Raw genomic sequence first — 25,575 nt, 5'->3', positions numbered from 1 at the left:
TGATATAGAATTTTAAAAGAAGGAAGGAATCCTTGCTTCTTTTTTTTGTGTTTTAGTAAAAATAATGTCAAAAAATATCATCATTAACTATTGATTTTATACCCCGTATGGTATAATATCTATATTATAAGTTCAGTAATGCACAAGTTATAACAAGAGGTGATGAGTAGTTGCTCACAAGTTTAATCATCAGTCTCCTTTTGGTTACCTTAGTTTTCAACCGCTATGTTCCAGTTAGGAATCTGCCGGCGGTAAAAGATTATGAAAAGGATGCAGTATTTGTCGATCTTAGAGACTATCAGGATTCTGCAAAAAATCCAGTAAATGGTGCTATTAATATTCCATGTGGATATTTGAAAAGATATATAAAAGAAATACCAAACAGGCATATTGTCATCATTGCTTCCAATGAATTGGAAAAGAACTTTGGTGCAAGATTGCTAAAAAGGTATGGTTACAATGTTAAAGGATATACAATTACTGGCCCATCACAATAGGAGGTGGCAAGGTGGAGTACAATAAAGAAGTTGTCAATCGTTTGAAAAGAATCGAAGGACAGGTTAGGGGCAGCATCCGGTTGCTTGAAGAACAGGAAGAGTGCAAATCGGTCGTAACACAATTATCAGCCATCCGTTCTGCAGTTGACCGTACCATTGCATTAATTGTCAGCAAGAATCTTGAGCAATGCCTGATCAACGATTTACAAGAAGGAAGAGAAACGTCCCAGGCTGTGAATGATGCTGTAGAATTGCTTGTTAAGAGCAGAAAATAATCGATTTCTACTCTTGACAAGGTGTTTTTTGTCACTTAAAATACCCATATGGGTATTAGGGATGAGCTTGATTCCATCCCCGCAAAATCATGACTAACTAAAATGATAAAGAGGTGCACACGGATGGATGTAGTAATTAATGTATTGATTGTTGTCCTTGCAGTAGCTTTCTTATGGAGCCGCTTCGCTCCAACTAAGGGAGTAAATCAAATCACGACAGCACAATTAGGAGAAATGATGAAAGCAAAGAAGGCTGGAGTGCAATACGTTGATGTAAGGACTCCTGGAGAATATAAAGGAAATCACATCAAAGGGTTCAAGAATATCCCGTTACAACAGCTTGCTAATCGTACAGGAGAACTATCACAGGATAAAGATGTTATCGTTATTTGCCAGAGTGGCATGCGCAGCAGCCAGGCAAGCAAGTTGTTAAAAAAAGCTGGATTTAAAAATGTAACTAATGTAAAGGGCGGCATGAGCGCCTGGTAATAACTAAGGAGGAAATTGAAATGCGTCAAATGACACCAACAGAAGTACAAAATGGACTGGGTTCCAATGAATTCGAAGTTGTCGATGTTCGTGAAGTAAATGAAGTAGCACAAGGGAAAATTCCAGGAGCAATCCATATTCCACTAGGACTGCTGGAATTCAGGATGAATGAATTAGACAAGAACAAAACTTACGTAATGGTTTGCCGTTCAGGCGGTCGCAGCTCTAGAGCAACTCAATTCCTTGAGTACTATGGCTATAATGTGATCAACATGCAAGGCGGCATGATGGCTTGGCAAGGTCCAACTGAATAAAACTCAAACAGAGATGGCAATAGCCGTCTCTATTTTTTTGGGGAATAAAAGCCTGGTTGTTAGCAAGCTTATAATTGTCTAACCATGCCATGTTGAATAAATATTGATAAAGATTTTCCCAGTAAATGTCGAAATATGCTTGCTTGTGTGTAGCTTTATTCGTACACTGAGAAAGAAGAGAAAATTTCGACAATTAGTAACAAGGAGGAATTCTGATGTCTGGTTTAAGCCATGTAGAGTTGGAACTTGTTCGAGAAAGTGTTCATGTAGAAGGGATCCATGACTTGCTTGTTAAGGGATGCTGGGTTGAGAAAAATGACCATCGTTGCATAATATCCTTGGAGCAAATTGAGTTCACTGGAGGTTTCCATGATTCATATTTTAAAATCAGCCTGAAACCTAATGAGCTCCTTATTGAATCTGATAGCCCATGGGAGCTTGAAGTGCTTGCTGAAGAACTGAAAGAATTAGCCGTTAAAAAGGCAGTATTGACAAAATAACATTTACATATTTCATGACTTGCCGCCCCGAGCGGCAAGTTTTTTCTTTTTCACTAACAGAGTTTCGATTTCATAGAATTATCACAAATTAGAGATATAATAATGTGAGATACTTGTGAGAGAAAAGAGGTAAATTATGAAGTTGATTTTTAAAATCGCCGCAACGGTTTTCACTGTTTTTTTATCTGCCTGTTCTTTCGAATCTTTTGAGCCTATCCCGAGAGATTCTTCAATTATATCAACGATTAACATAAAGGAAATGACAATTTCATTCTATGAAATGGAAAAGGATGAGAAATTACCTGACTGGAATGTTGACCGCCCGTACATCGGAGGACTGATCCTTCCTGATAAGGATACAATATTGCTCTATGGAAAAGCGTTGGAAACTATCGACTTGTATTCATTAAGCAAAGGTAAGAAGATAGAATCCTGGAAAACTGGAGAAGGAATCGTGAATGCACTATTAGTTGGAGATGGAGCCGAAATAGCATTTGCAGACCAGGAAAGGGACAGTGTCCGATTTTTTGATATTGATGGAACAGAATTGGATGAAGTCAAGGTAGAAAAAGAGCCGTTGACACTTCTTGAGGCCGAGAAAAAGCTCTATGCAATCAGTTATAATCAAGAAATGCTAAGCATAGTCGATTTGAAAAATAAAGAGCGGCTTCCAGGGTTTGAGATCCATCCTGCAGCAGCTGGCGCTTTAATGTGCAGGGAAAAAGGTGAGCTATGGATTGGCGGGCATGGTAAAGGAACTGAAGTTGAAGAGCGGATCCACATATACGACCTTAATAATGGCCGTTTAATAAAAGAGATTTCAGCTCCTGTAATGCCTGTGGATTTCACCAAGGATGAAGATGATATATTTGTCCTGAGCCATGGTTCGAATATGCTATATAAATTGGCTGAGGACGGAACAAAGAAGGGTTCTTTAAAGGTGGGTGCGAATCCGTTTGAAATTAATTTTTTTGCAGATAAGCTTATTGTTGCTGGGTATGACAGCAACGAAGTGTATATAATTGACCCGGAAAGCCTATCCATTGAAAAAACGCTGGAAGTTGGCAACGGGCCATTCCAAATAGTTACGAGGGAGAGATAACAATATGAATCCCATAAATGTTTTAATCATAGATGACGAAGAGGATATGCGCAATCTAATCCAAATGTATTTGGAGAATTCTGGATTCAGATGTGTTCATGCTGCTGATGGAGCAGAAGGATTGAGAAAACTTCATGAAGAAGATTTCGACCTCGTAATCCTTGATATTATGATGCCTTTTGAAGATGGCTTTGCCGTTTGCGGAAAGATACGTACTTTTTCACAAGTACCGATCATCTTCTTATCAGCTAAAGGGGAAGAATGGGATAAAGTAAGAGGGCTCCAGCTTGGAGGAGATGATTATATAGTCAAGCCTTTCAGTCCGGGTGAACTTGTAGCCAGAATCAATGCTGTGTTAAGAAGGACATCTCTTGTCAAGAATGATGAAGATACAGTGACTCTAGGCAAGATTAACATTGATAAAAAAGGAAGAAGAGTCAGTGTGGAAGGAGATATTGTCCCGCTTACCCTCAAAGAGTTCGAGTTGCTCGTTTTTCTCGTTCAGCATCAGGGACAGGCCTTAAGCAGGGAGCAGCTTCTGGAATTTGTATGGGGAATGGATTACCATGGCAGCTTGCGAACAGTCGACACACATATCAAAACGCTAAGGATGAAATTGGGGACAGGAGACTATATCCAAACCATCTGGGGTGTCGGGTATAAATTTGAGGTGCCAGCAACATGATTTCTTTTTCCGACAGCCTGTTTAAAAAACTTTGGCTGACGGTTACCGCGACAATCCTGGTGACCGTATTGTATTCCTTTTTTTTGTCCTATCTATTTTATGAAAAGCTCTATGTCGACATAGTAGAAGAGTCACTGATAGAAGAAGGCAACCGCCTTGCGAGCGACTATAAAGGCGGTCCATTGACCGATGAAATGAGGCAGCGAGTTGATTGGTATAATGAAAAATCAGAATCTGAGGTTTTTCTTGTCAGTAATCCAAAAGAGTTAAGCGCCTGCCTTCCATATTCAATTGATTATGAAACATTGATTGGAAAGGAAGACCGTGAACTGCTTTTGAAAGGTGAACCTGTCATGAAATCAGGATTTGAGGAGAGGTTTGGCAGGAAAATCCTTGCTGTGGCAATTCCACTCCTTGATAATAACCGTCTTGAAGGAATTATTTACTTATATGTTCCTCTTGCTAAAATATCTGAGTTAACCGTTGATTTCTCTTTTTTATGGCTGATTGGCGGAGTATTATTCATTGTCCTTGCTGCCTTTTTGGGGTTTAAAATGCTTCACAGGCTTACCAGGCCTCTGGCTGCTATGAAAGAAGCAGCCGAAAGAGTATCTGGAGGAGATTACTCTGCGCGTGTCAACATCAAATCAGACGATGAAATAGGACAGCTTGCAAAAGCCTTCAATCATATGTCCGAGTCCGTTCAAAAGGAAGATGAGAAAAAGAGGGAATTCCTCGCCGATGTTTCTCATGAACTAAGGACTCCAATCAGCTATATAAAAGGCTATAGCGAAGCACTGGAAACTGGGATGATAAAAGAAACGGATGAAAAAAATAAATACTTAAAGCTTATTAACAGGGAATCTGGCAGGATGGTAAAGCTCGTTGAGGATCTGCTGGACTTATCGAGGTTGGATGCGGATGAATATCGATTAATAAAAAATCCATTTCCGCTGGCACAGCTCATTGAGGATTTTATTATCAAGTATGGTCCATCCATGAAAGAAAAGAATATCAGCTTAACTCTTGGTCTTGATCCGGATATTATCATTAACGGAGATGAAGGTAGACTTGAACAGATCTTCCAGAATATCATCGATAATTCGATTCGCTATACAGACAGTGGGGGAAGGATTTCTGTCACACTTTCCAAGTATTCCTATGGATGTAAAGTTGAAATTAAAGACACTGGAATAGGAATACCAAAAGAGGACGTCAACAAGCTCACTGAACGCTTTTATAGAGTGAATAAGGCAAGGTCGAGGACAGATGGTGGTACTGGACTTGGTCTGGCGATTGTTGATAAATTAGTGAAGCTGCATGATGGCAAAATGCAAATAACAAGTGAGCCAGGAAAAGGAACGACCATCAATCTCTATTTTCCTGCCGTCGAATTATAGAGATTGGCACTTCATCCCGTGTTTTTGGAATGAAATTTAGCGCAGTTAATTCATCCTTTCGAATTTAAGAATAAGGGTAAAACAACAATATTATTTAAGGGGTATATTGAATGAAACGACTTTTGGTTACATTAATGACAGTATTGCTAGGTTTGTTTGCGACAGCATGTTCACAGCAGGATGTAGAAGACGAACCGCAATTTCTGGACGTTCAGCTTACTGCAAATCCTGAAAAAGCCGAATTAAATGAAGAGATCACTTTCGAGGCTAAAGTTACTTATGGTACAGAAGAAGTAAAGGATGCCGACGAGGTGAAATTTGAAATCTGGCGGTCACAGGCAGAAGAACACGAAAAGATAGTAGTAGAACACGATGAAAACGGAATTTATCGCTTGAATAAATCCTTTAAAGAAGAAGGAACCTACTATATCATTGCTCACGTAACAGCGCGGAGCATGCACAATATGCCAAAAAGTGAATTTGTGGTCGGGAGTCCAAGTGAGCCAGAAGAAAGTGGAAAATCCACTGAAATGGACGAAATGAATGATCATGATACAGAGGGTGGACATTAAAGGGAAAAGCGGCGATTGCCCCTTTTTTTATGGATTGCGCCCGTGTAATATACTTGAATGATTGACATATAAACGAAAAAAATGTCATGAACCATGTCGATTGAAAAACTGTCAATAACTTCATTTTTCCTTTTTGTGGTTTAGCTGGTATTTTAAAAATGAATAGGAAAATACTACAATCAAAACAGAACATGATAAATCTTTTTGCAAGCCTTTTAATTCCTAACTTTCAAGGTCTTATGGAAATATCTAGAAAAAGTATTATTAAAATAATAATAGTTTTCCCGTTTTATTCCAGGTTTATTACAAAAAGCCCGTGATATGATTAGTTTGCAAGTGAGAGACAAACTAAATTTCGGGAGGAATTCGGGAATGAAGAAGAAAATGATTCTTACAGTTTTTGCAGCAGCGGCTTTATTCGCAGCAAATCCAGCTATGGATAAAGCAGATGCATCTACTATACAGACGAAAGTTTACTATTATCAAAGCGGAAACTTAAATAATGAGCATATCAATTCTATTTTACAAAAGTTCTTTAAGAACTATCAATTTTCATTGAAACAAGCTCAGCCAGCTAACACAAATGTCCAGGAGCCTGTAAAAACTCCAGCTCCAACAACTGTACAACAACCAGTAGAAGCTCCAGCGCCAACTCCTGCACCAGCTCAGGAGCCTGCAAAAGCACCTGCCCAGGAGCAAGTAACAGCACCTGTTACTTCAGCTGTTAGTGCTTACGAGCAAAAAGTCGTTGAGTTGACAAATCAGGAGAGAGCAAAGAATGGTTTAAAACCACTTGCACTTGATACTGAACTAAGCAAAGTGGCAAGGGAAAAATCCCGCGATATGCAAAGCGAAGGCTATTTCAGCCATACTAGCCCAACTTACGGTTCACCTTTCGATATGATGAAAAAGTTTGGAGTCTCATATCGTTCAGCTGGTGAAAACATTGCTATGGGCCAGCGTACACCAGAGGAAGTAGTAAATGCATGGATGAATAGTTCTGGCCATCGTGCAAATATCTTAAACTCGAGCTATACACACATTGGTGTAGGCCATGTAGCAACAGGCAACTACTGGACACAAATGTTCATTGGAAAATAATAAAATGAAAAAGAGCAGCCACCAGGCTGTTCTTTTTTTAGGCTCTTTTCGTAAACTTTGTTGGTTTCACAACCACACCATTCCAGTACATAAGGCTCCTTGAAAAGAGCCCCTATGCCTTATAGAATACTAAAAAATTAATGCAGAACTGACTTTTTTATGTGACAATCAATTTGAAATGTCGATTTCAGCATATTGTAAATCCACGATTTTTTGAAGCCTTAATTCCAGTACTCCATCCCTGTAGTTTGCTGCTGCTCCTTTCCGCTTAACGGTTGCTGGCAATACTAGTGTATGCTTATCTGACAGATCAGGAATGTGTTCAATAATTACTTGATTTGAAGTATAGAAAAGCTTCATTTGTTTAAGCAAAGCTTCATCTTTTAGTGGAACCCTTACAAAAACAAAATCATGAGTTTCAAACATTTCTGTATTTAATCCGGTAGTAGGTTTGACCGGATCAGGTGAATTTTGCTGCTGCATCCCTTTAAGCCATTCTTCAGGCTTTAACATCCCTTGCATATTAGGCTGGACCATTTTGCCCATCATTTGCTGGACATAATTTTCAATTTCTTCTGGTTTCATTTCCAAAAACTTTTTCTGTGTATTTCGGTCGAACGGCAATAAATTCCATGGAAACAATTATATCCCGCCTTTCAAGCTGACCATCTTCGATATGGATATTATATGCAGGCACCGGCCCAGCGGTTAAAGTCAACCTGTTGTCAGGATATAATAGTTAAAAGTTGCAAAACAGCTTGCTTCTTTTTAGTATAGTGATAAGTAATCTAATGAAGATGAGGGGTACAGGTTGTGGAAAATAAAACGGCTTTGATTACTGGAGGTGCCACCGGTTTAGGAAGGCGAACAGCACTGCAGCTTGCTGCCGAGGGGATAAACATAATCATCAATTATCGGAACAGCAAAAAAGAGGCTGAACAGCTTGCTGCGGAATTATCGGAACGGTTCAACACAAAGAATATTTGTGTTCAGGGTGATATCACAAACTATGAGGACTGTAAGAAGATTGTTTCACAGGCCTTGAAGGAATTCACTGCAATTGATATTGTCGTTCATAATGCAGGACCATATATTTCAGAAAGAAAAAAAATGGCTGATTATCAGGTCGATGAATGGACTTACTTAATTAATGGCAATTTAAATGCGGTTTTCTTTTTATCAAAATTGCTTATACCTTCAATGAGAGAACGGAAGTGGGGAAGAATCATTACAGTTGGCTTCGACAGAGTGGAGTCGGCCCCTGGGTGGATTTACAGATCAGCTTTCGCAGCAGCTAAGTCAGGATTGGCTTCTTTGACAAAGACGCTTGCTTTAGAAGAAGGGGAAAACGGAATTACAGCCAATATGGTCTGTCCCGGTGACATAACAGGTGAGTGGAAAGAAAGTGCAATCAGTGAATCTTTGGATACCATGGACTCTTCTGTACCAGTAGGTAGACCGGGTACCGGCGAGGATATATCAAGGGTTATAAGCTTTCTTGCGAATGATGATTCCAGTTTTATAACCGGCAGTATCATCCCTATCACAGGTGGAAAAGATGTGCTCGGAAAAGCTTTTCGTGGGAATCTATAGGATGATCCATTAAAAACGTCAACCATGGCGTTTTTAATTTTGGTTCTGTAACAGGGCGGATGGCATGTTGGCATTTACGAAAAGGAGCCTTTTTGAATAACGCGAAGGAGGATGGGAAAACTAATAGCAATTAGCCGTCATATCGAATTGAATTATCTAATTATTATTAGTATTTAGTTTACTTACGCGGGGTGATTAAAATGGGAATAGGGTTTAACATGAATAGGATCAATCCAAATCAGACGCAGGTTTTCTTTGAGGATGGACGGTATGAAACGTTGACGGATGCCGAACTTGAAGTATTCCTATCTGAAGCTTCCTTATCGGAACGGGAAGAAACAAAAGGGCAGGATCTGCTGAATTAGAAAACGCCCTTTTTTTAGGGCGTTTTTAAATATCATTAAATTAAGCCTCCAGCAATTGAGCTGCTCCTTCTTCTTGGACACCAGACCTTTTCAGGTAAAGTGTATATTGATCTTTAGGGATTTCATAAAGATCATAAATATCTCCAGTAGCATTCAGTTGCTCATAAATGTGCTGGCGGGTTTCGTTCGCCTTCACCACATAAGGTAACTTTTCTGCCGCTTTAATGGAACGGAGATTGACTTTCCTGATGCGCATGAAAATGGTCTCAATACCAATTTCATAAAATAACTCCTGGAAGAAAGCATCCTTAGCCAATGTATTGTATCCTTTTCCGTGGAACGGCTTCCCCAGCCAGGTGCCTAAAAAACCGGCTCCTTCCTGGATATCAAAAAGGTTGATCGTGCCGATTGGCGCTCCCCATTCGTCAAGGATGGTACGGGAGATTAATTCTCCTTGTTCTTCGGCTTCAATCGTTTGCTTTGTAATGAATACGAATTCTTCATATGAATGTGCCTTTTGGCGCACAAAAGGGAAGACCTCCGGATGCGCCATCAGCTCAAATAGTTCGTGGCAATCATGTAGATCGCGTTTTTTGAGCATTTTGTATCCCTCCACGCAGGGCAGTCCTATCCCGTGCGAATGTAACTACACGGCCACCCTCGAAATTTTTTGTAAGTTGCTAAAAAATTTCGGGGTGGGAATCGAACCCACTAGAACCAGGATACTGGTGGCGCACCATTTGCCTTCCCTAATCACTTTGCTTTATGAAATTTTATTTCCAAAGAGTATAATACAGGATATTTTAAAAAAAGAAAATAGGTTTTTCACCCTTTTTTTCTGTGTTTTTTTGCCAAGAATCTACACCGATTTTCGACTAATTCTGATAAACGATCTTCCCATTGACCATTGTCCACATAGGCTTTGCGTTGAAGTGGAATGGATGTTGATTCCAAAGGACCAAATCAGCGTCTTTCCCAGGTTCGATACTGCCGACACGGTCATCAACCCGCAGGTTCCTTGCTGGCAAAATCGTGATTCCTTCGAGCGCTTTTTGTTCGGATAATCCTTCCCTCACTGCGATGGACGCACATAGATTTAAGTACTGGATCGGGGTGTATGGGTGATCTGTCGTGACAGATACTTCAACACCATGGTCAGTCAATTCCTGATAGGTTTTCCAGCTCTTATTCTTAAGTTCCACCTTAGAACGGCGGGTGAGTGTTGGACCTACCGAAACTTTTAAATTCAGGCCTGCCATTTCTTCTGCAATCAAGTGGCCTTCCGTACAATGCTCGATTCGCAAATCCAGATTGAATTCATCCGCAAATCTGATTGCAGACATGATATCATCAGCTCTGTGGGCATGGATCCTTACAGGGATTTCCCTTTTCAATGCTCTAATGATCGGCTTAACCCTCAAGGATTCAGGATTGTCAGCATTCATCGCCTCGTAAAAGGCTTCCCTTAGCATCCCCATGATTCCCATACGTGTGATGGAATCTTTATTCCCCATACTGTGAATCCGTTTCGGGTTTTCACCTAGTGCAATTTTAAGTCCTGCTGTCTCCTGGATGATCATATTCTTAATGTTTTTTCCAGCCGTTTTAATAACAGACGTAGTTCCACCGATTACATTCGCACTCCCTGGCATAACATGAGCAGTGGTAATACCATATTTAAGTGCATCGCCAAATGCAGGGTCGAGCGGGTAGACCCCGTCAATCGCCCGTACGTGAGGGCTCATCGGTTCGATCGTCTCGTTTGCATCATTTCCGGCCCAACCTGTACCTTCGTCATAAAGGCCGAGATGAGTATGGACATCGATGAAGCCTGGCAGCAAAAAGTTATTTCTGCATTCAATCACTTCATCGCCAGGTTCGACCGCAAGATCAGTTTCAATTTTTAATATTTTTCCTTCATTTATGAGAACATCACAATTTGGTATTGGCTCAGAAGTGATTGACATTACATTTGCGTTTTTAAGAAGTATTCTGTTCATTTTCCATCCTATCCTGTCTTTATTTTCTTGCACATTGGCGAGTATTCAAGGGTCAAGTTATTTTAGATTCTCTTGGAATGAAAACCCTTAATTTTCATTATAATGAAAAAGTACATCGATAATGAAACTTTTTTACTGTTTTTCCGTAAAGTTAAATATAAGAGTATTGGAGGGAGAAAGACAATGCCGAAAAATGATGAAAGGCTTATTGCGGCAGGTATTTATGTTATTAGCTTTTTTACTGCTTTTCTTGGGCCGCTGATTATCTGGCTGGTTAAAAAGGATGATTCAAGCTATATTGATTACCACGGAAGGGAATATATGAACTTTTTTATTTCTTATACTGTTTATGGAATTGTTAGCGGAATTCTTGTCATTCTTTTGATTGGGATTTTCATGTTATGGGTCATCGGGATTTTAGCCATGATATTCACCATTGTAGGTGCGATAAAAGCGTATGAAGGACAGGAATATCGAATTCCATTCATTTTCAGGATTCTCTAAAAAAAATGCCTTTAAAATGCAAAATGTCCGGCAGGTATATGCCGGATATTTTTTTATGCTTTTTTGGACTGTTGACGAAACGCGCCCGGATCACTTAAGAAAACTGATTTAAGTACATGTTCTGTAAAGCTACAATCAATGCAAAAGTAGCCCTTTATAATAAAATTCCATTTTCAAATTTTTTTGAACGAATTTTCACTTCAGCCGTCTTATGGGTGTAAAACAAATGAGGAGGTTATCAAAATGGAATTATTCGCTGAATTAAATTGGGCTTTACTTGCACCTATATTGATCATACAGGTAATTTTATTGATTGTTGCGGTGGTTGATTTAATAAAAATTGAAAAAACAAACGGTCCGAAATGGGTTTGGGCAATCGTTATTTTATTGGTAAACATCATCGGGCCTATCCTGTATTTCGTGATAGGAAGGAGAAATCAATAATGCCGCTAGTCCGAGTAGAGAATTTGGAAAAGAGTTTTAAGGACTTGCGAGTGATTAAAGGGTTGAATTTCGAGCTTGAGAATGGTAAATGTGTAGCTTTGATTGGGGCAAATGGTGCAGGGAAAACGACTACACTGAAAATGCTCTCTGGGCTTCTTGAGCCAACCAAAGGAAAAATCTCTTTCGTGGGAGAAAAGCAAAGGGGTGACCATCGACGGTTGATTGGTTATCTCCCGCAACATCCTGTATTCCATGACTGGATGACAGCCAGGGAATTTCTAGAGTATGTTGGGAAGCTATCAGGGTTGGGATCAAAGGAAGCAAAGGAACGGTCATCGGAACTACTGGAGCTTGTGGGCATTGCAGATGCGAAAAACAGGAGAATCGGCAAGTTTTCTGGCGGGATGAAGCAGCGCCTCGGTATTGCCCAGGCGATCATACACAGGCCGAAACTGATCATGCTGGATGAACCAGTTTCTGCCCTGGACCCTTTCGGTAGAAGAGAAGTACTCGAACTGCTTGAAAAACTTAAGAAGGAAGCGACTGTATTATTCTCTACTCATATCCTTAATGATGCGGAAGAGGTGTGTGAAAGCATCTTGTTCCTCCACAATGGAGAAATCATTGAGTCTGGGACAATGGATGAGTTTCGGGAGAAATATCACCAGTCAAAAATTGATCTTGTTTTTAGCAAGGATGCCTCAAGCTTTTTAAAAAAACTTTCAGAATTTCCACAGATTGATTCAATTCAAATGGAAGGCAATAAAGCAAGTATTTACACTGAAGATCTTGAAGCAGTTAAAGAGGTTATCCTGAGCCAGGCAGCTAGAGAGAATTGGCCGCTCACTAAATACGAAATCGGTTCAATCAGTCTTGAAGATGTATTCATGAAGGTGGTGCAAAAATGAAGCAATGGTTCACTTTAATAAACAAAGAATTCCTGGAGATGGCAAGGAACTACAAATGGATTTGGATGCCGATCACATTTATTTTGCTTGGAGTGATGGATCCACTAACCACCTACTATTTGCCGGAGATCCTTAATTCTGTGGGCGGCCTTCCAGAAGGGGCAGTATTTGAAATGCCCGAACCTTCCGCTCAAGAAGTCTTTATCATGAGTTTGGGAGAATACCAGATGATCGGAATATTGGTAATCGTCCTCTCCACGATGGGAACAGTTGCTGGTGAGAGAAAGAGCGGTGTTGCACAGCTGATCCTCGTAAAACCAGTTTCCTATGTCTCTTATATCACTTCAAAATGGGCAGCTGCACTTATATTAATCGTCATATCGTTGTTCCTGGGAATGTTGGCAAGCTGGTATTATATTGGCGTTTTGTTTGAATTTATTTCATTTGGCCGTTTCATGGAATCGTTCGGACTATATTCATTATGGATCGTACTGGTGTTGTCCTTCGTAATCCTTTGCAGTGCCCTGTTCATGCAGCCAGTCGCAGCCGGTATGGTAGCGCTTGTTACAGTTTTTATTTTTACGATAATAGGAGGTTCCTTCCAGCATCTTCTCGAATGGAGTCCGACACAGCTCATTTCCTATGTTTCTGAAAGGTTAATTACCGAAAAGTGGCCAGAGCATGTTTGGCCAGCGACTGGGATGACTTTATCGATGATCTTTGTGTTTATTGGATTGGCTATATATTTTTTAAAAAGGAAAGAACTTGCTGATTGAGATCTGGTCAATGACCGGATCTTATTTTTTTGCTAGGAAGGAAGAACTGTTTTTACTATGATTTTGTCGAAATATTTAGATAATAAATATGTTAAAATGGTTCTTTTAACATATTTCAACAGGATATTATTTCAAAGGTAAACTTACGAATAATAAATTATACCTAATTTTCTGGATAAATACTGGATTTAGATGTCGAATTCATTATATTGCTAAAGTTTGATTTTTAAATATAATGAAAATTAAGAAAAAAGGAGGGGTAATATGTCGACAAGAAAAAAGCTTTATGCAGGAACACTCGCTGTCCTTCTGGGAGCGGCTACAATTTTTAATGCTGGTGTAACGAAAGGGGAAGCAGAAACAAATACAGAAAATACATACCTTGTTATATTTAAAGACCAGCAGGGACTTCCAGCAGGTTATGCGGAAGCGATCAAAAAAGCCGGCGGCCAGGTGGAAGATAAATTGGACAAGCTTGGTGCCGTGGAGGTTACCTCAAAAAATGCCAACTTTTTGAATGAGGTGAAGAAATCATCTCTTGTTTTAGAAGCTGGTGTGGAGAATACTGTTTATCCTGAACAAACGATTGAAGGAGAGACAGTAGCGGTTGAAGACCTTACTGAAGGCGCAGATTTCTATAATCAATATATGTGGGATATCAAGCAAGTAACAAATAACGGTGAATCATGGAAGCTTCCAGGAGGAACTGGATTATCTGTTGATGGTGAAGATATCGTTGTAGGTGTAATCGACACAGGGATTGACTATAACCACCCTGATTTGAAAGATAATTACGCAGGTGGTAAATCATTTGTACCAGGATATTCCGACCCAATCGACCAGAACAGCCATGGAACCCATGTTGCCGGATCAATTGCGGCAAAAGGTGAAGCTCTTGGGGTTGGACCAGACCTTAAGGTAGCATCATACCGAGTATTTGGACCAACTGGCGGTGCAGCAACATCCCACATCGCAGAGGCTTTAATGACAGCCGCAGACGATAATGTTGATGTAGTTAACATGTCCCTTGGTGGTTATGACTGGTTCCAGGATCCTGCATATGCAACGAAGGATATCGTAGCTGATGTTCAATTATTCAATCGCGCAATCCAGTACGCAATCAAAAAGGGAGTGACTGTTGTCGGTTCTGCAGGAAATAACGCTGTCGATCTTAGCAGTCCTGGTAAATTATCAGGAGATGATACAGGTTCAACTCACAGAAGCCCGAGCAGCCAGACAATGATCAGAGTTTCTGCTGGCGGCGCTTTGAAGAATCTTGCATTCTACTCTAACTATGGCGTAGGTAAAATTGACGTAATGGCACCGGGCGGCGACCTTGGACCGAATTATGATCCTGTTACTCGTACAGGAAGAGATAATAGTTACCTTGCTTATAGCACTGTGCCTTTATTAGATCCAAATACAAAGGAAGTAATCGGCCATGGATACGGAGGTAAAGGCGGAACTTCAATGGCAGCACCGAAAACTGCTGCACTTGCTGGTGTCGTAATCGCTAAGCATGGTAAGGACAAACTTACTCCAGCTCAAGTCAAGGCAATCATCCAAAACTCAGCTGAAGATTTATTCAAACCAGGGTATGACGAGCAAACTGGCTATGGTCTGATCAATGCAGTAAATGCACTAAAATTAAAATAATCAAATGCCAAACCGGATGGGGGAGCTCCTGTCCGGTTTTTTATGCTGAAAAAAGGTAGAATGATTGGGCTCCTCGATTAATAGACTTAGAATGACGAAATAGATTTTCCTCAAGGAGTTAATAGATATGAGTATCCGGCAATATTACCAGAAAACCGCCTATGTTAGTTTAAACGGTTCTATTTTATCAGCTGGTCTTCTTACGATGATTTTGTCGTTAAGCTTGCTGTTTTCCTGGAATATACCTCTATTCCTAGTGGCAGTACCATTCTTGTTTTTAGTTTTCCTCCACTACAATCGCTATATTTTATATAAAAACAAATCAGAAGAGAGCGCGGAAGCATTTCATCGATATGATGATAAACACCTCCTTGAGCAAAACAACCTGCTTATTGCCTTCGCTCCTGCGCCTGCAGTAAGAATACTCTTTTTTACTCCCGACGGAATGCTGGCCGGAGAATTAAGAGAACTCCATACCAGAAACTACCGTTGGTTTATTCCTTATTTTGTAGATAAAAGAATAAAGAAACAAATTGGAATCTATGACTCGAAAGGAAATCTGCAAGGAAGACTGAAACAGGAGCATAATAGATTTAAAATGCTGAATGCACAAAATGATATTATTGGTATATTTTTTCCAAAAAAGAAGAATAAAGGGATTATTGGTTCGTCCGTCATAAATGGCGGTGTAAAGTTAAAAATCGAGAAATTTTCTGGCCTGATTCATGATTTGAAAATTGTTCGTGAAGACGGCAAAACGACAGCCAGGCTGCAAAAAGGCTGGATGCCATTGGAGTGGACCAGTTTTTTCAAAGAAGCCAATACCCCTGTTTTATCATTCGACTACACGATGGGACAGGAAGAGAGGCTGGCTGTATTTGCTGCTCTCGCCAGTTTTTATATGTACTATGATCATTAATCTAAAAATTATTTCCATTTCCTTAAGTTAAGTTTATCTTGGATTCCTAGAGGTTAACAGATAGATAGAAACTAGAAGGAGGTTGGGAACTTGGAAAACCAACAATATCATGATTGTATCCAGGCTTGCATAGAATGTATTGAATCATGTAATGTTTGTTTTGATTCCTGTTTAAAAGAAGAGAATGTGAAAATGATGGCAGAGTGCATCAGAATGGACAGGGAATGTGCTGAAATCTGTGGCATGGCAGTAACGGCAATGCAGACAAACAGCCACTTTGTGAACCAAATTTGCGGCTTGTGTGCGGAAATTTGTGACGCTTGCGGCAATGAATGCAAAAAGCATGACCATGATCATTGCCAAAAATGCGCCGAAGCCTGCTTTAAATGCGCTGAAGAATGCAGGAAAATAGCATCTTAATACCAGGAGAACCAGCAAATCAAAAGCTGGTTCTTTTTATATGCTACAAGGTAAAAGCAGACGCCGTGCATTGCCCGAAAATCGCCTGAACAGAGAAAAAGGGTAAAAGCAGGAGCGCTGCATTGCCTCAAATGTGTCTTACCAAAGCTATAGGGTAAAAGGGAAATGCGAATTGATGAAAAATGACACGAATTATACCCCTTTTGACTTTCATTATTGAACAATTCCATTATTTATGGCATCTTGTAATATAACGATGGATTATGGAGGCGTTAGCATGTTAATTGATTTGATTAAATGTCATGGATCAAATAATGACTTTTTATTAATAGATGAAACTGACCGGAATTATAAGTTTGATGATTTCAAAAGGCGTGATCTTGCATTGGCGCTTTGTGACAGAGAATCGTCACTAGGTGCGGATGGAATCCTGTTCATCCGTCCAAGCAGGGTTGCAGATGCCCAATATCGGATTTTTAACTCTGATGGTACAGAGGCATCCATGTGTGGCAATGGACTTCGCTGTGCAGGCCGTTATGTCTGCGAGAAGCTAGGCGTGGATGAAGCCGTGATTGAAACAATGAAAGCCAATCTCAAGGTGAAAAAGCATGAGGCGATTTTCAGTGATATCCCAACCTACCAGGTAGAAATCTCACCGGTAACTTTTGAACTGAAGGATTTGCCGTTAAAGCTTGACCAGGAAACACTGATTCAGGAGAAAATCCCGCAGTTATCTGAGGAATTGACGTTTACAGCACTCGCAGTACCTAATCCTCACCTAACGACTGTAGTCAGCAAAGAGCAATTGGAATCCGATTTGCAGACTGAATTGAGTGAAAAGGTAAACAATCCTAATGATTTATTTCCTGACGGCGTCAATGTCAGTTTTATAAGGCTGCTTGAAAAGGGGAGTATCTTTGTAAAAACTTATGAACGGGGAGTAGGCTATACTAATGCTTGTGGAACAGCTATGTCAGCATCCACACTTGTCACATGTCTGATGGGGGAGAACGAACTTGACCAGCCAATTAATGTGTACAATAATGGCGGGATGGTTCAATGCGCTGTCCATAAAGAAGGTGAGACTTATACAATCGATTTGATCGGCAATGCTACTTTTGTTTACGCAGCTCAAATTGATGTTAATTTTACAAAAGAAGGAATACTCGCTGAAATACTTGAACAGGAAGAATTTAACGAAGATACCCTGTATAGCAGGCTGCAGGAGCATGCTAAAAAGTATCTTAGCCAGTTTTAACTAAAGGCTGTTTACACATATGGTTTTGCTATAAGCACACGACCTGGTGAATCCGCATTTTTTATGCTTCTCAATTGGAATGCTAAGACAAGCAAAAATCCTGAGGAACTTCCTCAGGATTTTTTTGACTTTAATACATTCAGGACCGGTTCAAAATTCTGCTCTTCTTTTGCGGCAAAATAGGTCCTGAACGGACAGCCTAACTTCTGCACGCGCTGAATGATATTTCCCAAATGGAAATCCTTGATTTTTAAATTATCATTCACTTCTTCCCAGAATAACGGAGTGGCTACACCTGCATGAGATTTCCCGCGGGCAGAATATGGACTGACAATCGTCTTGCCCTCAGCATGCTGGATGTAATCAACATATAATCGATTGCCCCTGTTTTTCTTTAAACGTTCAATCGTGAATGATTCTGGGTCTTTTGAAACAAGATAGTTCGCGATAAAGGAGGTAAACAATCTTGTCTCATCGTAGCTATAGCTATTATCTGGAAGCGGGATGTACACCTGCAGTCCTTTGTTTCCAGAGGTTTTTATAAAGCTGATCAGCTTTAATTCATCTAATACCTCTTTAATATAAACAGCAGCCTTAATCGCCAAATGGAAATGGTCCCTTGATGGTGGGTCCAGGTCAAAGACAATTTCATCAGGTCCTTTGCTGTTGATCGTTTGGAAGGGAATATGAAATTCAATAGCAATTTGATTCCCAAGCCAAAGCAAGGTTTTCATATTATTGCAGACGATATACTCGATGCCTTCAGAATTCGAAGTTTCGACGAAGTCCGGTGCGTAATCAGGAACGTTTTTTTGATAAAAGGCTTCGCCAAACATACCGTGAGGATAGCGGATCACCGTCAACAGCCGGTCTTCCAGGAATGGAAGCATATAGGGAGAAATTTCCCTTAAATAATGGATGTAATCAACCTTTTGGAACGGTGGTTCCTCCCAAATCGGCTTGTCTGGATGGGTAATTTCAATATCCGGGGGCAGATTCTTTTGTTGGAAAACGAATTTTTCATAAGTACAGGAATCTGGCCTTAAATCGAACCGGAACTGATGGAAATGAGGCTCACGAAGTTGATCCTCATAGATTTCCAGGTATTTTACATCAAGGCAGATTCCAGGTTCTACATATATGAATTGAGTGTCTTCATCGCTTTTATTTTGCTTGATGATCTGATGCAGGGCATTTTTTTCCTCGGGCTTGAACCCAAAAATCACAAGTCCGATTTGATATATTTTTGAATCTTTGTAAACAGATATATAAAAGTATCCATTTGATTTTTCATATGCCGTCACAAAGCAGGAAACATACTTCCAGTTTTTCGTTTTAATCCACGCTTCCGTCCGTTTACCTTCCTCCCATTTACTATTATATTGTTTGGCGATAATCCCTTCTCCATCATAGATGACAACTTTTTCCCATAGGTTTTCTAATTCAGGTTCGCTAGGGACAAGCTGCACCAGGTCGGGGTTTTGGTGGTTGGGAGAGAGTGGCAGTCCAAGCTCTGAAAACAAGGATTTAAGTTTTGTCCGCCTGTCTTTATAACTTTCGGATGTTATATTTTTTCCTCTTACCATCAGAAGGTCGAAAACCATCAGCCTGCAAGGATTCCTGTCTGATTCAGCTTTTATTTTTTCCTGGGACCTCATTCTTCCTCTTATTTGGATTGCTCCGAAATTCGCTTTATATGGATTCTCCAGGAAAACTAATTCTGCGTCGAATGTCAGAGGCAAGAATTTCTGGAACTTTTCTTTTTTGGCAGTCAGGAACTCAGTTAATTCTGGAAACAACGGCAGCAGCGGTTTTCCATTACGGCTTGTAAGTTCAATTTCTGAATCCCATGTCAACAAGGCCCGAAAGCCATCAAATTTGATCTCATAACGCCATTCATCTCCTTGTGGCGTTTCGAATGCCAGTGTAGGGAGCATTGGTTTCGGCATTATTCCCCATCCTTTCACACCAGTCGTATTTATATTGTTCCTGTTTAACCTCAAACTAGTACGCTGGCAAATGTTTTTACGAATGATAAATCGATTCTAAAGCAAATTATTAATAAAACAATAAGGTGGAGAACGTCATGCATACAATCTGGAAAGGAAGCATCAGCTTTGGTTTAGTCAATATTCCGATTAAGCTACATGCGGCGACTGAGGATAAAGACGTCAAACTGAGGAATCTATGTAAAGAGTGCCATACTCCAATTAAATATGAAAAGGTTTGTCCTGGCTGCGATAAAGAAGTGAAAAATGAGGATATCGTAAAAGCGTACGAATACACAAAAGGAAAGTTTGTCATCCTTGAGGATGAAGATCTTGAAGCATTAAGAAAAGAAAATGAAGATAAAGCCGTGGAAATAATCGACTTTGTAAAAATATCTGAAATCGATCCGATTTATTTTCAGCGCAGCTATTTCATGTCTCCGAACGAAGGGGGCGGAAAAGCATACTCCCTGTTAAGGAAGGCTCTTCAGGAATCAGAAAAAGTCGGTATTGCAAAGATTATTATCAGGGCCAAGGAACAGCTGGCTGTAGTTAGGGTATATAACAATACGCTCGTCATGGAAACAATTCATTTCCCGGATGAAGTTAGAAATGCTGTAGATGTGCCGAATGTACCAGCTGAAGATAAAGTAACAGACAAGGAACTGGAAACTGCCATCATGCTTATCGATCAGCTCACAACGGAGTTTGAACCAGATAAATACAAGGATGATTATCGAACTGCTTTATTAGAGTTGATTGAAGCGAAACGTACTGGTAAAGAGGTGGTCACACCTACAGAAAAAGAGCCTGTTTCCAATGTTACCGATCTTATGGCAGCGCTTCAGGCTTCCATTGACCGTACTAAGCCAGAAAAGAAGAAAGATGCACCACCTGCAAAAAAGAAAAAAACAGCTGCAAAACCAAAGGCAAAGGAAAAGAAGCAAGCTTAAAGAAGCAAGGACAAAGAAAGCATCTATATGACCCAGCCGGCCTCGATATATTTGAAGCCGGTTTTTCAATTGCTCAGCAGACAGAAACCTGTCTTTTGCAGTAAATTTAAAGGAAATCCGAAATCAAAGAAGAATAAATCAATATAGAAAAGGGGGATTTTTGATGAGAAAAGTTCTTGTCCTTGGAGGAACCCAGTATTTTGGGAAAAAACTGGTGCAAAAGCTGATAGAGAATGGCAATGAGGTAACGATTGCCACAAGAGGAACAAAAAGTGATCCATTTGGTGAAAATGTAAAGCGGCTTGTTATCGATCGGGAAAAGAAAGAGACGATGGTAGCGGCCTTTGAGGGTAAAGAATGGGACCTAGTGTATGATCAATCCTGTTTTTCGCCAATGGAGGCGAAAGATACAGCAGATGCATTAAAAGGGAAAGTGCGCCGCTATATTTTTACCTCTACTCAAGCTGTATATGAGTTTGGTACACAACATGTAGAAGGGAATTTCAATGCCTATACATATCCAGTAACATACAAAAGTCGAAAGGATTACCCAGGGTATGAAGGTTACAAAGAGGCGAAAAGAGCCTCTGAAGCGGTATTCCACCAGCTTGGTTATTTTGAAGTTGTTTCCGTTCGCTTTCCGATTGTCGTCTCTGAAGATGATTACACAGAGCGCCTTAAGTTCCATGTGGATAAAGTACTTTCCGGCCAACCAATTGGAATACCTAATCCTGATTTGCGCTACAGCTTCATCCATGCTGATGAAGCCGCAAGCTTTCTGTTGGAAATAGGGTATTCAGATTTAGAAGGGCCAATCAATCCAGGGTCGGCAGAAGATATAAGCTTGCGCGAATTGGTTGAAAAAATAGCTAGGGTGGCCAATAAAGAGGTAATACTGGAGAATAGCACTGATACTGGCATTGTATCCCCATATGCATTGCCTGGCTCCTGGTCGATCGACACTTCACTTGCAGCAGGGCTTGGCTATGTGTTCACCGATCTAAATCAATTACTTGGTCAATTGATTAAATATTATATTAAACAGTATAACTGAGTTAAGATAGAACCAGGTGATGCACCTGGTTTTCTCCATTTTTTAAAGGCTAAATCCCCCCAAGATCCATCCTTTTTAGAGGTTTATGCTTTTCATTTTATGCCCTTAAAGCAATCTCAAAGAACCTCAGGGGAGGGAAATAATAAAAGGTTTTTTGTCATTGGTGTCAAATTATATTAAGAACAATTAATCGCGGTGTACGAACAAATGGTTGTTTTTTACAGGGGGCAGGCAGATGGAAAAGAAGAAGGGCAAATGGAAACTTATGATTTTACCTGCAAGTCTGTTTTTGCTGGCTTTTGGTTTATATGCTGGCTATACAATGTGGGAGACAAGGAATCATCAAGATGTCAGGGGCGAAAGTGTTTCAAGCAATCTTAAAAACGGAGGTCAGACTGTCGCAGTATTCCAGGAAGAGTCTGAACGTGATAAATACTCAACAGTAGGCAGCTTCATTCGTGAATTTCATACTAAATATAATGATACTCTCGGTTGGGGCGGGATCAATTCTGTTGAATGGAAGGAGCAGAGGGAGATCGCTTCTGAAATCATATCTGTTCTGGCAACTGTTGAAACAGACAATACAGCGCTCCAAGCTGACTTTAAAACAATCTCAAATTACTCTAGAACCATTGAAGATGGGATAAAAGATAAGAAGATATTACTTCAGCTTCACCGATATTTTCATGACCTTGATATTGAGTTCAATGGTTATAATGATACGAATGATTATTTTAATGTGACTAAATATAAAGATCCTGAGAATGGTTAATCCATTCCCATCAGGGTAATATAACAGGGAATAACAGGCGAAGGGAGTGCGTCCAGCCATGAAAATCGTGGTCATTTCTGACACTCATATGCCGAAAAAAGCAAAGAGGCTGCCAGAGAGGCTGCTCATAGACCTTGAAGATTGTGATTACATAATTCATGCTGGCGATTGGCAGACCGTGGAGCTTTATAATGAGCTAAAACAGTATGGGCACATTATTGGAGTCACTGGAAATGTCGATGGACCTGAACTTAAAAGGATGCTCAAGTCGAAAGAAATCTTAAGAGCAGGTAATTTTCATATTGGGATTGTCCATGGACACGGTACTGGGAAAACAACCGAAAAAAGGGCAGTGGAAACATTCGCTGAAGACGAAGTTGATTGCATCGTTTATGGTCATTCCCATATTCCCGTCGTAAAGGAAATCGATGGCGTGATTGTCTTTAATCCCGGCTCACCGACTGATAAAAGAAGACAGCAGGAATTCTCTTATGGTATCCTGACAGTCGGAGAAGTAATTAGGGCAGAGCATATCTTTTTTAAAGAAAAGAATTAACTCAACTTATGGAAAAAATAGATAGGAGTGTTATGCAACTATGAAAACATTTGATGTGAAATTTCACGCAGAAGATCAGGTTGAAACGATGAAGGTCCAGAAATTAAGCAGCGAAGATTATGACCAGGCTACTGAAGGTGGAACACGCCATTTATTTGATTTGGATACGAATATTGGTTTCTTTGTCTTTTTTGATGCGGAAGATAAAGACGGACAAGAGTCTTATTTGATGCTTCAATATGAGGAACAAAAGGAGGAGCCTTCGAACTGTTACGGCTTCGAACTGAAGGATTTCTATGAATTTTCAGCATTGTATTTGAATGACCTGGAATTTACTGAAGAACTTAACGAAGAAGAGGGGGAACTTGGACCTGTTCAACACCTTGCCCATCTCCTTTATCATATTGTTGAGGAAGGTAAGACAGTAGAGGTATAATTACAAATAAAAAAAGAGCAGAATTTCTGCTCTTTTTAGTTTGATTCCTCTTCTTTTTCATCCTCAGCTGGCAAGTTTTCCTCACAATACTTTTTTACTTGCACCACTTCATCATCTTCAAGTTCAAAATCGAGGACCTTCTCTGTTTCCTGTTCAATGAAATAGCTTTGCAGGATCCGTCTTTCTTCTCCGTTTACCAGGAAAAGCACCTTCAATAGCAGGCCTTTTTCAGTATAGAGCTCATCCTCTTCGTCTACCTCGATATTTAAAAAATATTCATATCTGTTCCCTGTAAGAAGTCCAAATGGATCATCAAGGATCTCGGTAGTATGTCCGGTAATATTCATGAATGCTCATCCTTTTAATTTTGTCACCTCTATTATATATCGAAAACCCCGAAAACAATCAAGAAATTCGCGGTAAGAGAAAGAATGCTGGACAAAGAGCAGCTTTCTGACCTAATGAAAGCGGAGCAGTATGTGGAAACCTAAACCGGAAACATAACCATATGAGTCCTGTTGCATGCGCTGTGCTTGAAACCAGGAACATGCCGGAGTTTATGCGCTGGACAGAGACCAGTCATGTATCTGCGATTTATAAACAAAGAAATTCCTGTGTTATTTAGACGGCTTTTCAGGAAATGAAGTCAAAGCTGTCAAGAATCCGTTGTTATTGTGACAGCTTTTCAGGAAATGAAGTCAAAGCTGTCAAGAATCCGTTGTTATTGTGACAGGTTTTCAGGAAATGAAGTCAAAGCTGTCAAGAATCCGTTGTTATTGTGACAGCTTTTCAGGAAATGAAGTCAAAGCTGTCAAGAATCCGTTGTTATTGTGACAGGTTTTCAGGAAATGAAGTCAAAGCTGTCAAGAATCCGTTGTTATTGTGACAGCTTTTCAGGAAATGAAGTCAAAGCTGTCAAGAATCCGTTGTTATTGTGACAGGTTTTCAGGAAATGGAGTCAAAGCTGTCAAGAATCCGTTGTTATTGTGACAGCTTTTCATGAAATGAAGTCAAAGCTGTCAAGAATCCGTTGTTATTATGACAGCTTTTCAGGATATGGGACTTCCTTCTCATGGCACTCTTTTTCAAAGAAAAAGCTTCAATGCTTGATATCCAAAAAACAGAGCAAAGCCAATTAATGAAATTCCAGATATAAGGGAAATAATCGTCAGTAACCTTGTTGTAAGCAGCTTACGGAAGCTGCTGGAAATAGCGGCCATAACGATATCCCAGAGAATAAGGCCTAGTATGATGCCAAAGCTGTAAATGACAAGTTCGCCAGTTCCGTAAGATGAAGCGGTCTTGGCAAGGACAGATCCGTAAATCCCCAGCCAAAATAATATTGTCAGTGGATTGGAAATAGACATGATAAACCCAGACAAAAAAGACTTGAAACCAGAATCCTGGCTTCGATTATCGATGACGATTTTACCTGAGCCGATGATCGTCTCTATTCCTGTATATATCAAGACAAAGAATCCAAACAGCCAGAGAAAAGATTGCATGAACGGAGTCTCCAGATATTTAACTACTCCAAGATAGACTGTCAGCATATAGATAATATCTGCTGTGAGGGCACCTAAGCCGAGAAGCCAGGCTTGAAAAAAGCCGCTCTTGATCCCTTTGTCCATCTGCGCTGCATTTACAGGGCCAATTGGGGCGGCGAGTGATAATCCAAGGAAAATATAGCCTAAGAAGACATTCACTTTTAAAATACCTCCAATAGTCAAAGCGTAATTTGCTTGTACTATTTCTATTCAGAATACTGAAGGTGTACAACCTATTTCTGTATAATCAATGTATTTTTTAAGGGCAGTTTTAATAAATTTTGGATGAAAAGAATATACTAGTAACTGTTGCGCAGGCACTGCCAATGTGTCACTTTTGGTAAAAATAAGAAAGTGTGGTAAAATGGAATAGATATCAACTTTCGGAGCATTCATTTATTATAAAAAGTTTCATTTGCCGGCTTTTTATAATAAATGAATTTTTTTATCAATCGAACGATGATAAGGTCTTTTCGAATATTTTGTTGCTT

31 protein-coding genes are annotated in these 25,575 nt (G+C 40.0%); 25 read left to right on the top strand and 6 right to left on the bottom strand.

The window, feature by feature from the left end; translation table 11 throughout:
• The first annotated feature begins 170 nt into the window (after positions 1–170).
• The 10 genes from DYI25_RS08855 to DYI25_RS08810 all read left to right on the top strand — a co-directional run bounded on the left by DYI25_RS08855 (position 171) and on the right by DYI25_RS08810 (position 6,935).
• Positions 171–497 carry a sulfurtransferase gene (locus DYI25_RS08855; RefSeq protein WP_213368026.1) on the top strand — a complete coding sequence of 109 codons (327 nt, stop codon included), beginning with the start codon at positions 171–173 and terminating at the stop codon, positions 495–497.
• An 11-nt stretch (positions 498–508) separates the two neighbouring features.
• Complete coding sequence (locus tag DYI25_RS08850; RefSeq protein ID WP_213368025.1) at positions 509–772, top strand: metal-sensitive transcriptional regulator; 264 nt, start codon at positions 509–511, stop codon at positions 770–772.
• Between the two features lie 123 nt (positions 773–895).
• Positions 896–1,261, top strand: a complete 366-nt coding sequence (locus DYI25_RS08845) for a rhodanese-like domain-containing protein (protein WP_213368024.1) — start codon at positions 896–898, stop codon at positions 1,259–1,261.
• Positions 1,262–1,281: 20 nt separating this feature from the next.
• On the top strand, positions 1,282–1,575 hold the full coding sequence (locus DYI25_RS08840; RefSeq protein ID WP_213368023.1) for a rhodanese-like domain-containing protein: 294 nt from the start codon (positions 1,282–1,284) through the stop codon (positions 1,573–1,575).
• A gap of 215 nt (positions 1,576–1,790) precedes the next feature.
• On the top strand, positions 1,791–2,075 hold the full coding sequence (locus DYI25_RS08835) for a hypothetical protein (RefSeq protein WP_213368022.1): 285 nt from the start codon (positions 1,791–1,793) through the stop codon (positions 2,073–2,075).
• Between the two features lie 136 nt (positions 2,076–2,211).
• Positions 2,212–3,177: a WD40 repeat domain-containing protein gene (locus tag DYI25_RS08830; RefSeq protein ID WP_213368021.1), complete on the top strand. Its 966-nt coding sequence runs from the start codon at positions 2,212–2,214 to the stop codon at positions 3,175–3,177.
• Between the two features lie 4 nt (positions 3,178–3,181).
• Entirely contained in the window at positions 3,182–3,862 is a 681-nt protein-coding gene (locus DYI25_RS08825) for a response regulator transcription factor (RefSeq protein ID WP_213368020.1), read from the top strand.
• Positions 3,859–5,262, top strand: coding sequence for a sensor histidine kinase (locus DYI25_RS08820; protein ID WP_213368019.1), 1,404 nt, complete (start codon positions 3,859–3,861; stop codon positions 5,260–5,262). Before DYI25_RS08825 ends, DYI25_RS08820 begins: the two co-directional genes overlap by 4 nt.
• Before the next feature lie 110 nt (positions 5,263–5,372).
• Positions 5,373–5,834 (top strand): FixH family protein, encoded by a 462-nt coding sequence (locus DYI25_RS08815; protein WP_213368018.1) that lies wholly within the window; start codon positions 5,373–5,375, stop codon positions 5,832–5,834.
• Positions 5,835–6,206: 372 nt separating this feature from the next.
• On the top strand, positions 6,207–6,935 hold the full coding sequence (locus DYI25_RS08810; protein WP_213368017.1) for a CAP domain-containing protein: 729 nt from the start codon (positions 6,207–6,209) through the stop codon (positions 6,933–6,935).
• Between the two features lie 168 nt (positions 6,936–7,103).
• Here DYI25_RS08810 and DYI25_RS08805 read toward each other — a convergent pair whose 3' ends face one another.
• Positions 7,104–7,577, bottom strand: a complete 474-nt coding sequence (locus tag DYI25_RS08805) for an Hsp20/alpha crystallin family protein (protein ID WP_213368016.1) — start codon at positions 7,575–7,577, stop codon at positions 7,104–7,106.
• A 171-nt stretch (positions 7,578–7,748) separates the two neighbouring features.
• Between DYI25_RS08805 and DYI25_RS08800 the strand changes: the two genes are divergently transcribed.
• Together DYI25_RS08800 and DYI25_RS08795 are read left to right on the top strand one after the other, a co-directional pair.
• Entirely contained in the window at positions 7,749–8,528 is a 780-nt protein-coding gene (locus DYI25_RS08800) for an SDR family oxidoreductase (RefSeq protein WP_213368015.1), read from the top strand.
• 200 nt (positions 8,529–8,728) lie between these two features.
• Positions 8,729–8,893 carry a hypothetical protein gene (locus tag DYI25_RS08795; RefSeq protein ID WP_213369615.1) on the top strand — a complete coding sequence of 55 codons (165 nt, stop codon included), beginning with the start codon at positions 8,729–8,731 and terminating at the stop codon, positions 8,891–8,893.
• Positions 8,894–8,933: 40 nt separating this feature from the next.
• Here DYI25_RS08795 and DYI25_RS08790 read toward each other — a convergent pair whose 3' ends face one another.
• Together DYI25_RS08790 and DYI25_RS08785 are read right to left on the bottom strand one after the other, a co-directional pair.
• Entirely contained in the window at positions 8,934–9,494 is a 561-nt protein-coding gene (locus DYI25_RS08790) for a GNAT family N-acetyltransferase (RefSeq protein ID WP_213368014.1), read from the bottom strand.
• A gap of 274 nt (positions 9,495–9,768) precedes the next feature.
• Complete coding sequence (locus tag DYI25_RS08785) at positions 9,769–10,893, bottom strand: amidohydrolase (RefSeq protein WP_213368013.1); 1,125 nt, start codon at positions 10,891–10,893, stop codon at positions 9,769–9,771.
• A gap of 183 nt (positions 10,894–11,076) precedes the next feature.
• Here DYI25_RS08785 and DYI25_RS08780 point away from each other — a divergent pair, with 183 nt between their 5' ends.
• From DYI25_RS08780 to dapF, 8 genes are all read left to right on the top strand, one after another.
• Positions 11,077–11,397, top strand: a complete 321-nt coding sequence (locus tag DYI25_RS08780) for a DUF4870 domain-containing protein (RefSeq protein WP_213368012.1) — start codon at positions 11,077–11,079, stop codon at positions 11,395–11,397.
• Positions 11,398–11,640: 243 nt separating this feature from the next.
• A complete protein-coding gene (locus DYI25_RS08775) occupies positions 11,641–11,841 on the top strand; it encodes a PLD nuclease N-terminal domain-containing protein (protein WP_213368011.1) in 201 nt (66 codons plus the stop codon).
• Complete coding sequence (locus DYI25_RS08770) at positions 11,841–12,749, top strand: ABC transporter ATP-binding protein (protein ID WP_213368010.1); 909 nt, start codon at positions 11,841–11,843, stop codon at positions 12,747–12,749. The genes DYI25_RS08775 and DYI25_RS08770 overlap by 1 nt, the downstream gene beginning before the upstream one ends.
• Positions 12,746–13,525 carry an ABC transporter permease gene (locus DYI25_RS08765; RefSeq protein WP_213368009.1) on the top strand — a complete coding sequence of 260 codons (780 nt, stop codon included), beginning with the start codon at positions 12,746–12,748 and terminating at the stop codon, positions 13,523–13,525. The genes DYI25_RS08770 and DYI25_RS08765 overlap by 4 nt, the downstream gene beginning before the upstream one ends.
• 264 nt (positions 13,526–13,789) lie before the next feature.
• Positions 13,790–15,181 carry a S8 family peptidase gene (locus tag DYI25_RS08760; protein WP_213368008.1) on the top strand — a complete coding sequence of 464 codons (1,392 nt, stop codon included), beginning with the start codon at positions 13,790–13,792 and terminating at the stop codon, positions 15,179–15,181.
• Between the two features lie 127 nt (positions 15,182–15,308).
• Positions 15,309–16,100, top strand: a complete 792-nt coding sequence (locus DYI25_RS08755) for a hypothetical protein (protein WP_213368007.1) — start codon at positions 15,309–15,311, stop codon at positions 16,098–16,100.
• Positions 16,101–16,190: 90 nt separating this feature from the next.
• On the top strand, positions 16,191–16,520 hold the full coding sequence (locus tag DYI25_RS08750) for a four-helix bundle copper-binding protein (protein ID WP_213368006.1): 330 nt from the start codon (positions 16,191–16,193) through the stop codon (positions 16,518–16,520).
• A gap of 277 nt (positions 16,521–16,797) precedes the next feature.
• Positions 16,798–17,778, top strand: a complete 981-nt coding sequence (dapF, locus tag DYI25_RS08745; protein ID WP_213368005.1) for a diaminopimelate epimerase — start codon at positions 16,798–16,800, stop codon at positions 17,776–17,778.
• A gap of 113 nt (positions 17,779–17,891) precedes the next feature.
• On the opposite strand, the gene DYI25_RS08740 is transcribed toward dapF, so the two are convergent.
• Positions 17,892–19,727, bottom strand: coding sequence for a DNA ligase D (locus DYI25_RS08740; protein ID WP_213368004.1), 1,836 nt, complete (start codon positions 19,725–19,727; stop codon positions 17,892–17,894).
• A 137-nt stretch (positions 19,728–19,864) separates the two neighbouring features.
• Here DYI25_RS08740 and DYI25_RS08735 point away from each other — a divergent pair, with 137 nt between their 5' ends.
• From DYI25_RS08735 to DYI25_RS08715, 5 genes are all read left to right on the top strand, one after another.
• Positions 19,865–20,719, top strand: a complete 855-nt coding sequence (locus tag DYI25_RS08735) for a Ku protein (protein ID WP_213368003.1) — start codon at positions 19,865–19,867, stop codon at positions 20,717–20,719.
• Positions 20,720–20,882: 163 nt separating this feature from the next.
• Positions 20,883–21,773, top strand: a complete 891-nt coding sequence (locus tag DYI25_RS08730) for an NAD-dependent epimerase/dehydratase family protein (RefSeq protein ID WP_213368002.1) — start codon at positions 20,883–20,885, stop codon at positions 21,771–21,773.
• A 235-nt stretch (positions 21,774–22,008) separates the two neighbouring features.
• Positions 22,009–22,545, top strand: coding sequence for a hypothetical protein (locus tag DYI25_RS08725; RefSeq protein ID WP_213368001.1), 537 nt, complete (start codon positions 22,009–22,011; stop codon positions 22,543–22,545).
• 58 nt (positions 22,546–22,603) lie between these two features.
• On the top strand, positions 22,604–23,101 hold the full coding sequence (locus DYI25_RS08720; RefSeq protein ID WP_213368000.1) for a metallophosphoesterase family protein: 498 nt from the start codon (positions 22,604–22,606) through the stop codon (positions 23,099–23,101).
• A gap of 40 nt (positions 23,102–23,141) precedes the next feature.
• A complete protein-coding gene (locus DYI25_RS08715; protein WP_213367999.1) occupies positions 23,142–23,537 on the top strand; it encodes a cytosolic protein in 396 nt (131 codons plus the stop codon).
• A gap of 35 nt (positions 23,538–23,572) precedes the next feature.
• On the opposite strand, the gene DYI25_RS08710 is transcribed toward DYI25_RS08715, so the two are convergent.
• Both DYI25_RS08710 and DYI25_RS08705 read right to left on the bottom strand, forming a co-directional pair.
• Positions 23,573–23,884, bottom strand: coding sequence for a DUF6509 family protein (locus DYI25_RS08710; protein ID WP_213367998.1), 312 nt, complete (start codon positions 23,882–23,884; stop codon positions 23,573–23,575).
• A 738-nt stretch (positions 23,885–24,622) separates the two neighbouring features.
• A complete protein-coding gene (locus DYI25_RS08705; protein WP_213367997.1) occupies positions 24,623–25,243 on the bottom strand; it encodes a LysE family transporter in 621 nt (206 codons plus the stop codon).
• Between the last annotated feature and the right edge of the window lie 332 nt (positions 25,244–25,575).

This window comes from Mesobacillus boroniphilus, assembly GCF_018424685.1.
Taxonomy (GTDB): domain Bacteria; phylum Bacillota; class Bacilli; order Bacillales; family Cytobacillaceae; genus Mesobacillus; species Mesobacillus boroniphilus_A.
Note: the sequence above shows the minus strand (reverse complement) of the source record. Positions and strands in the feature narration are given on the sequence as shown.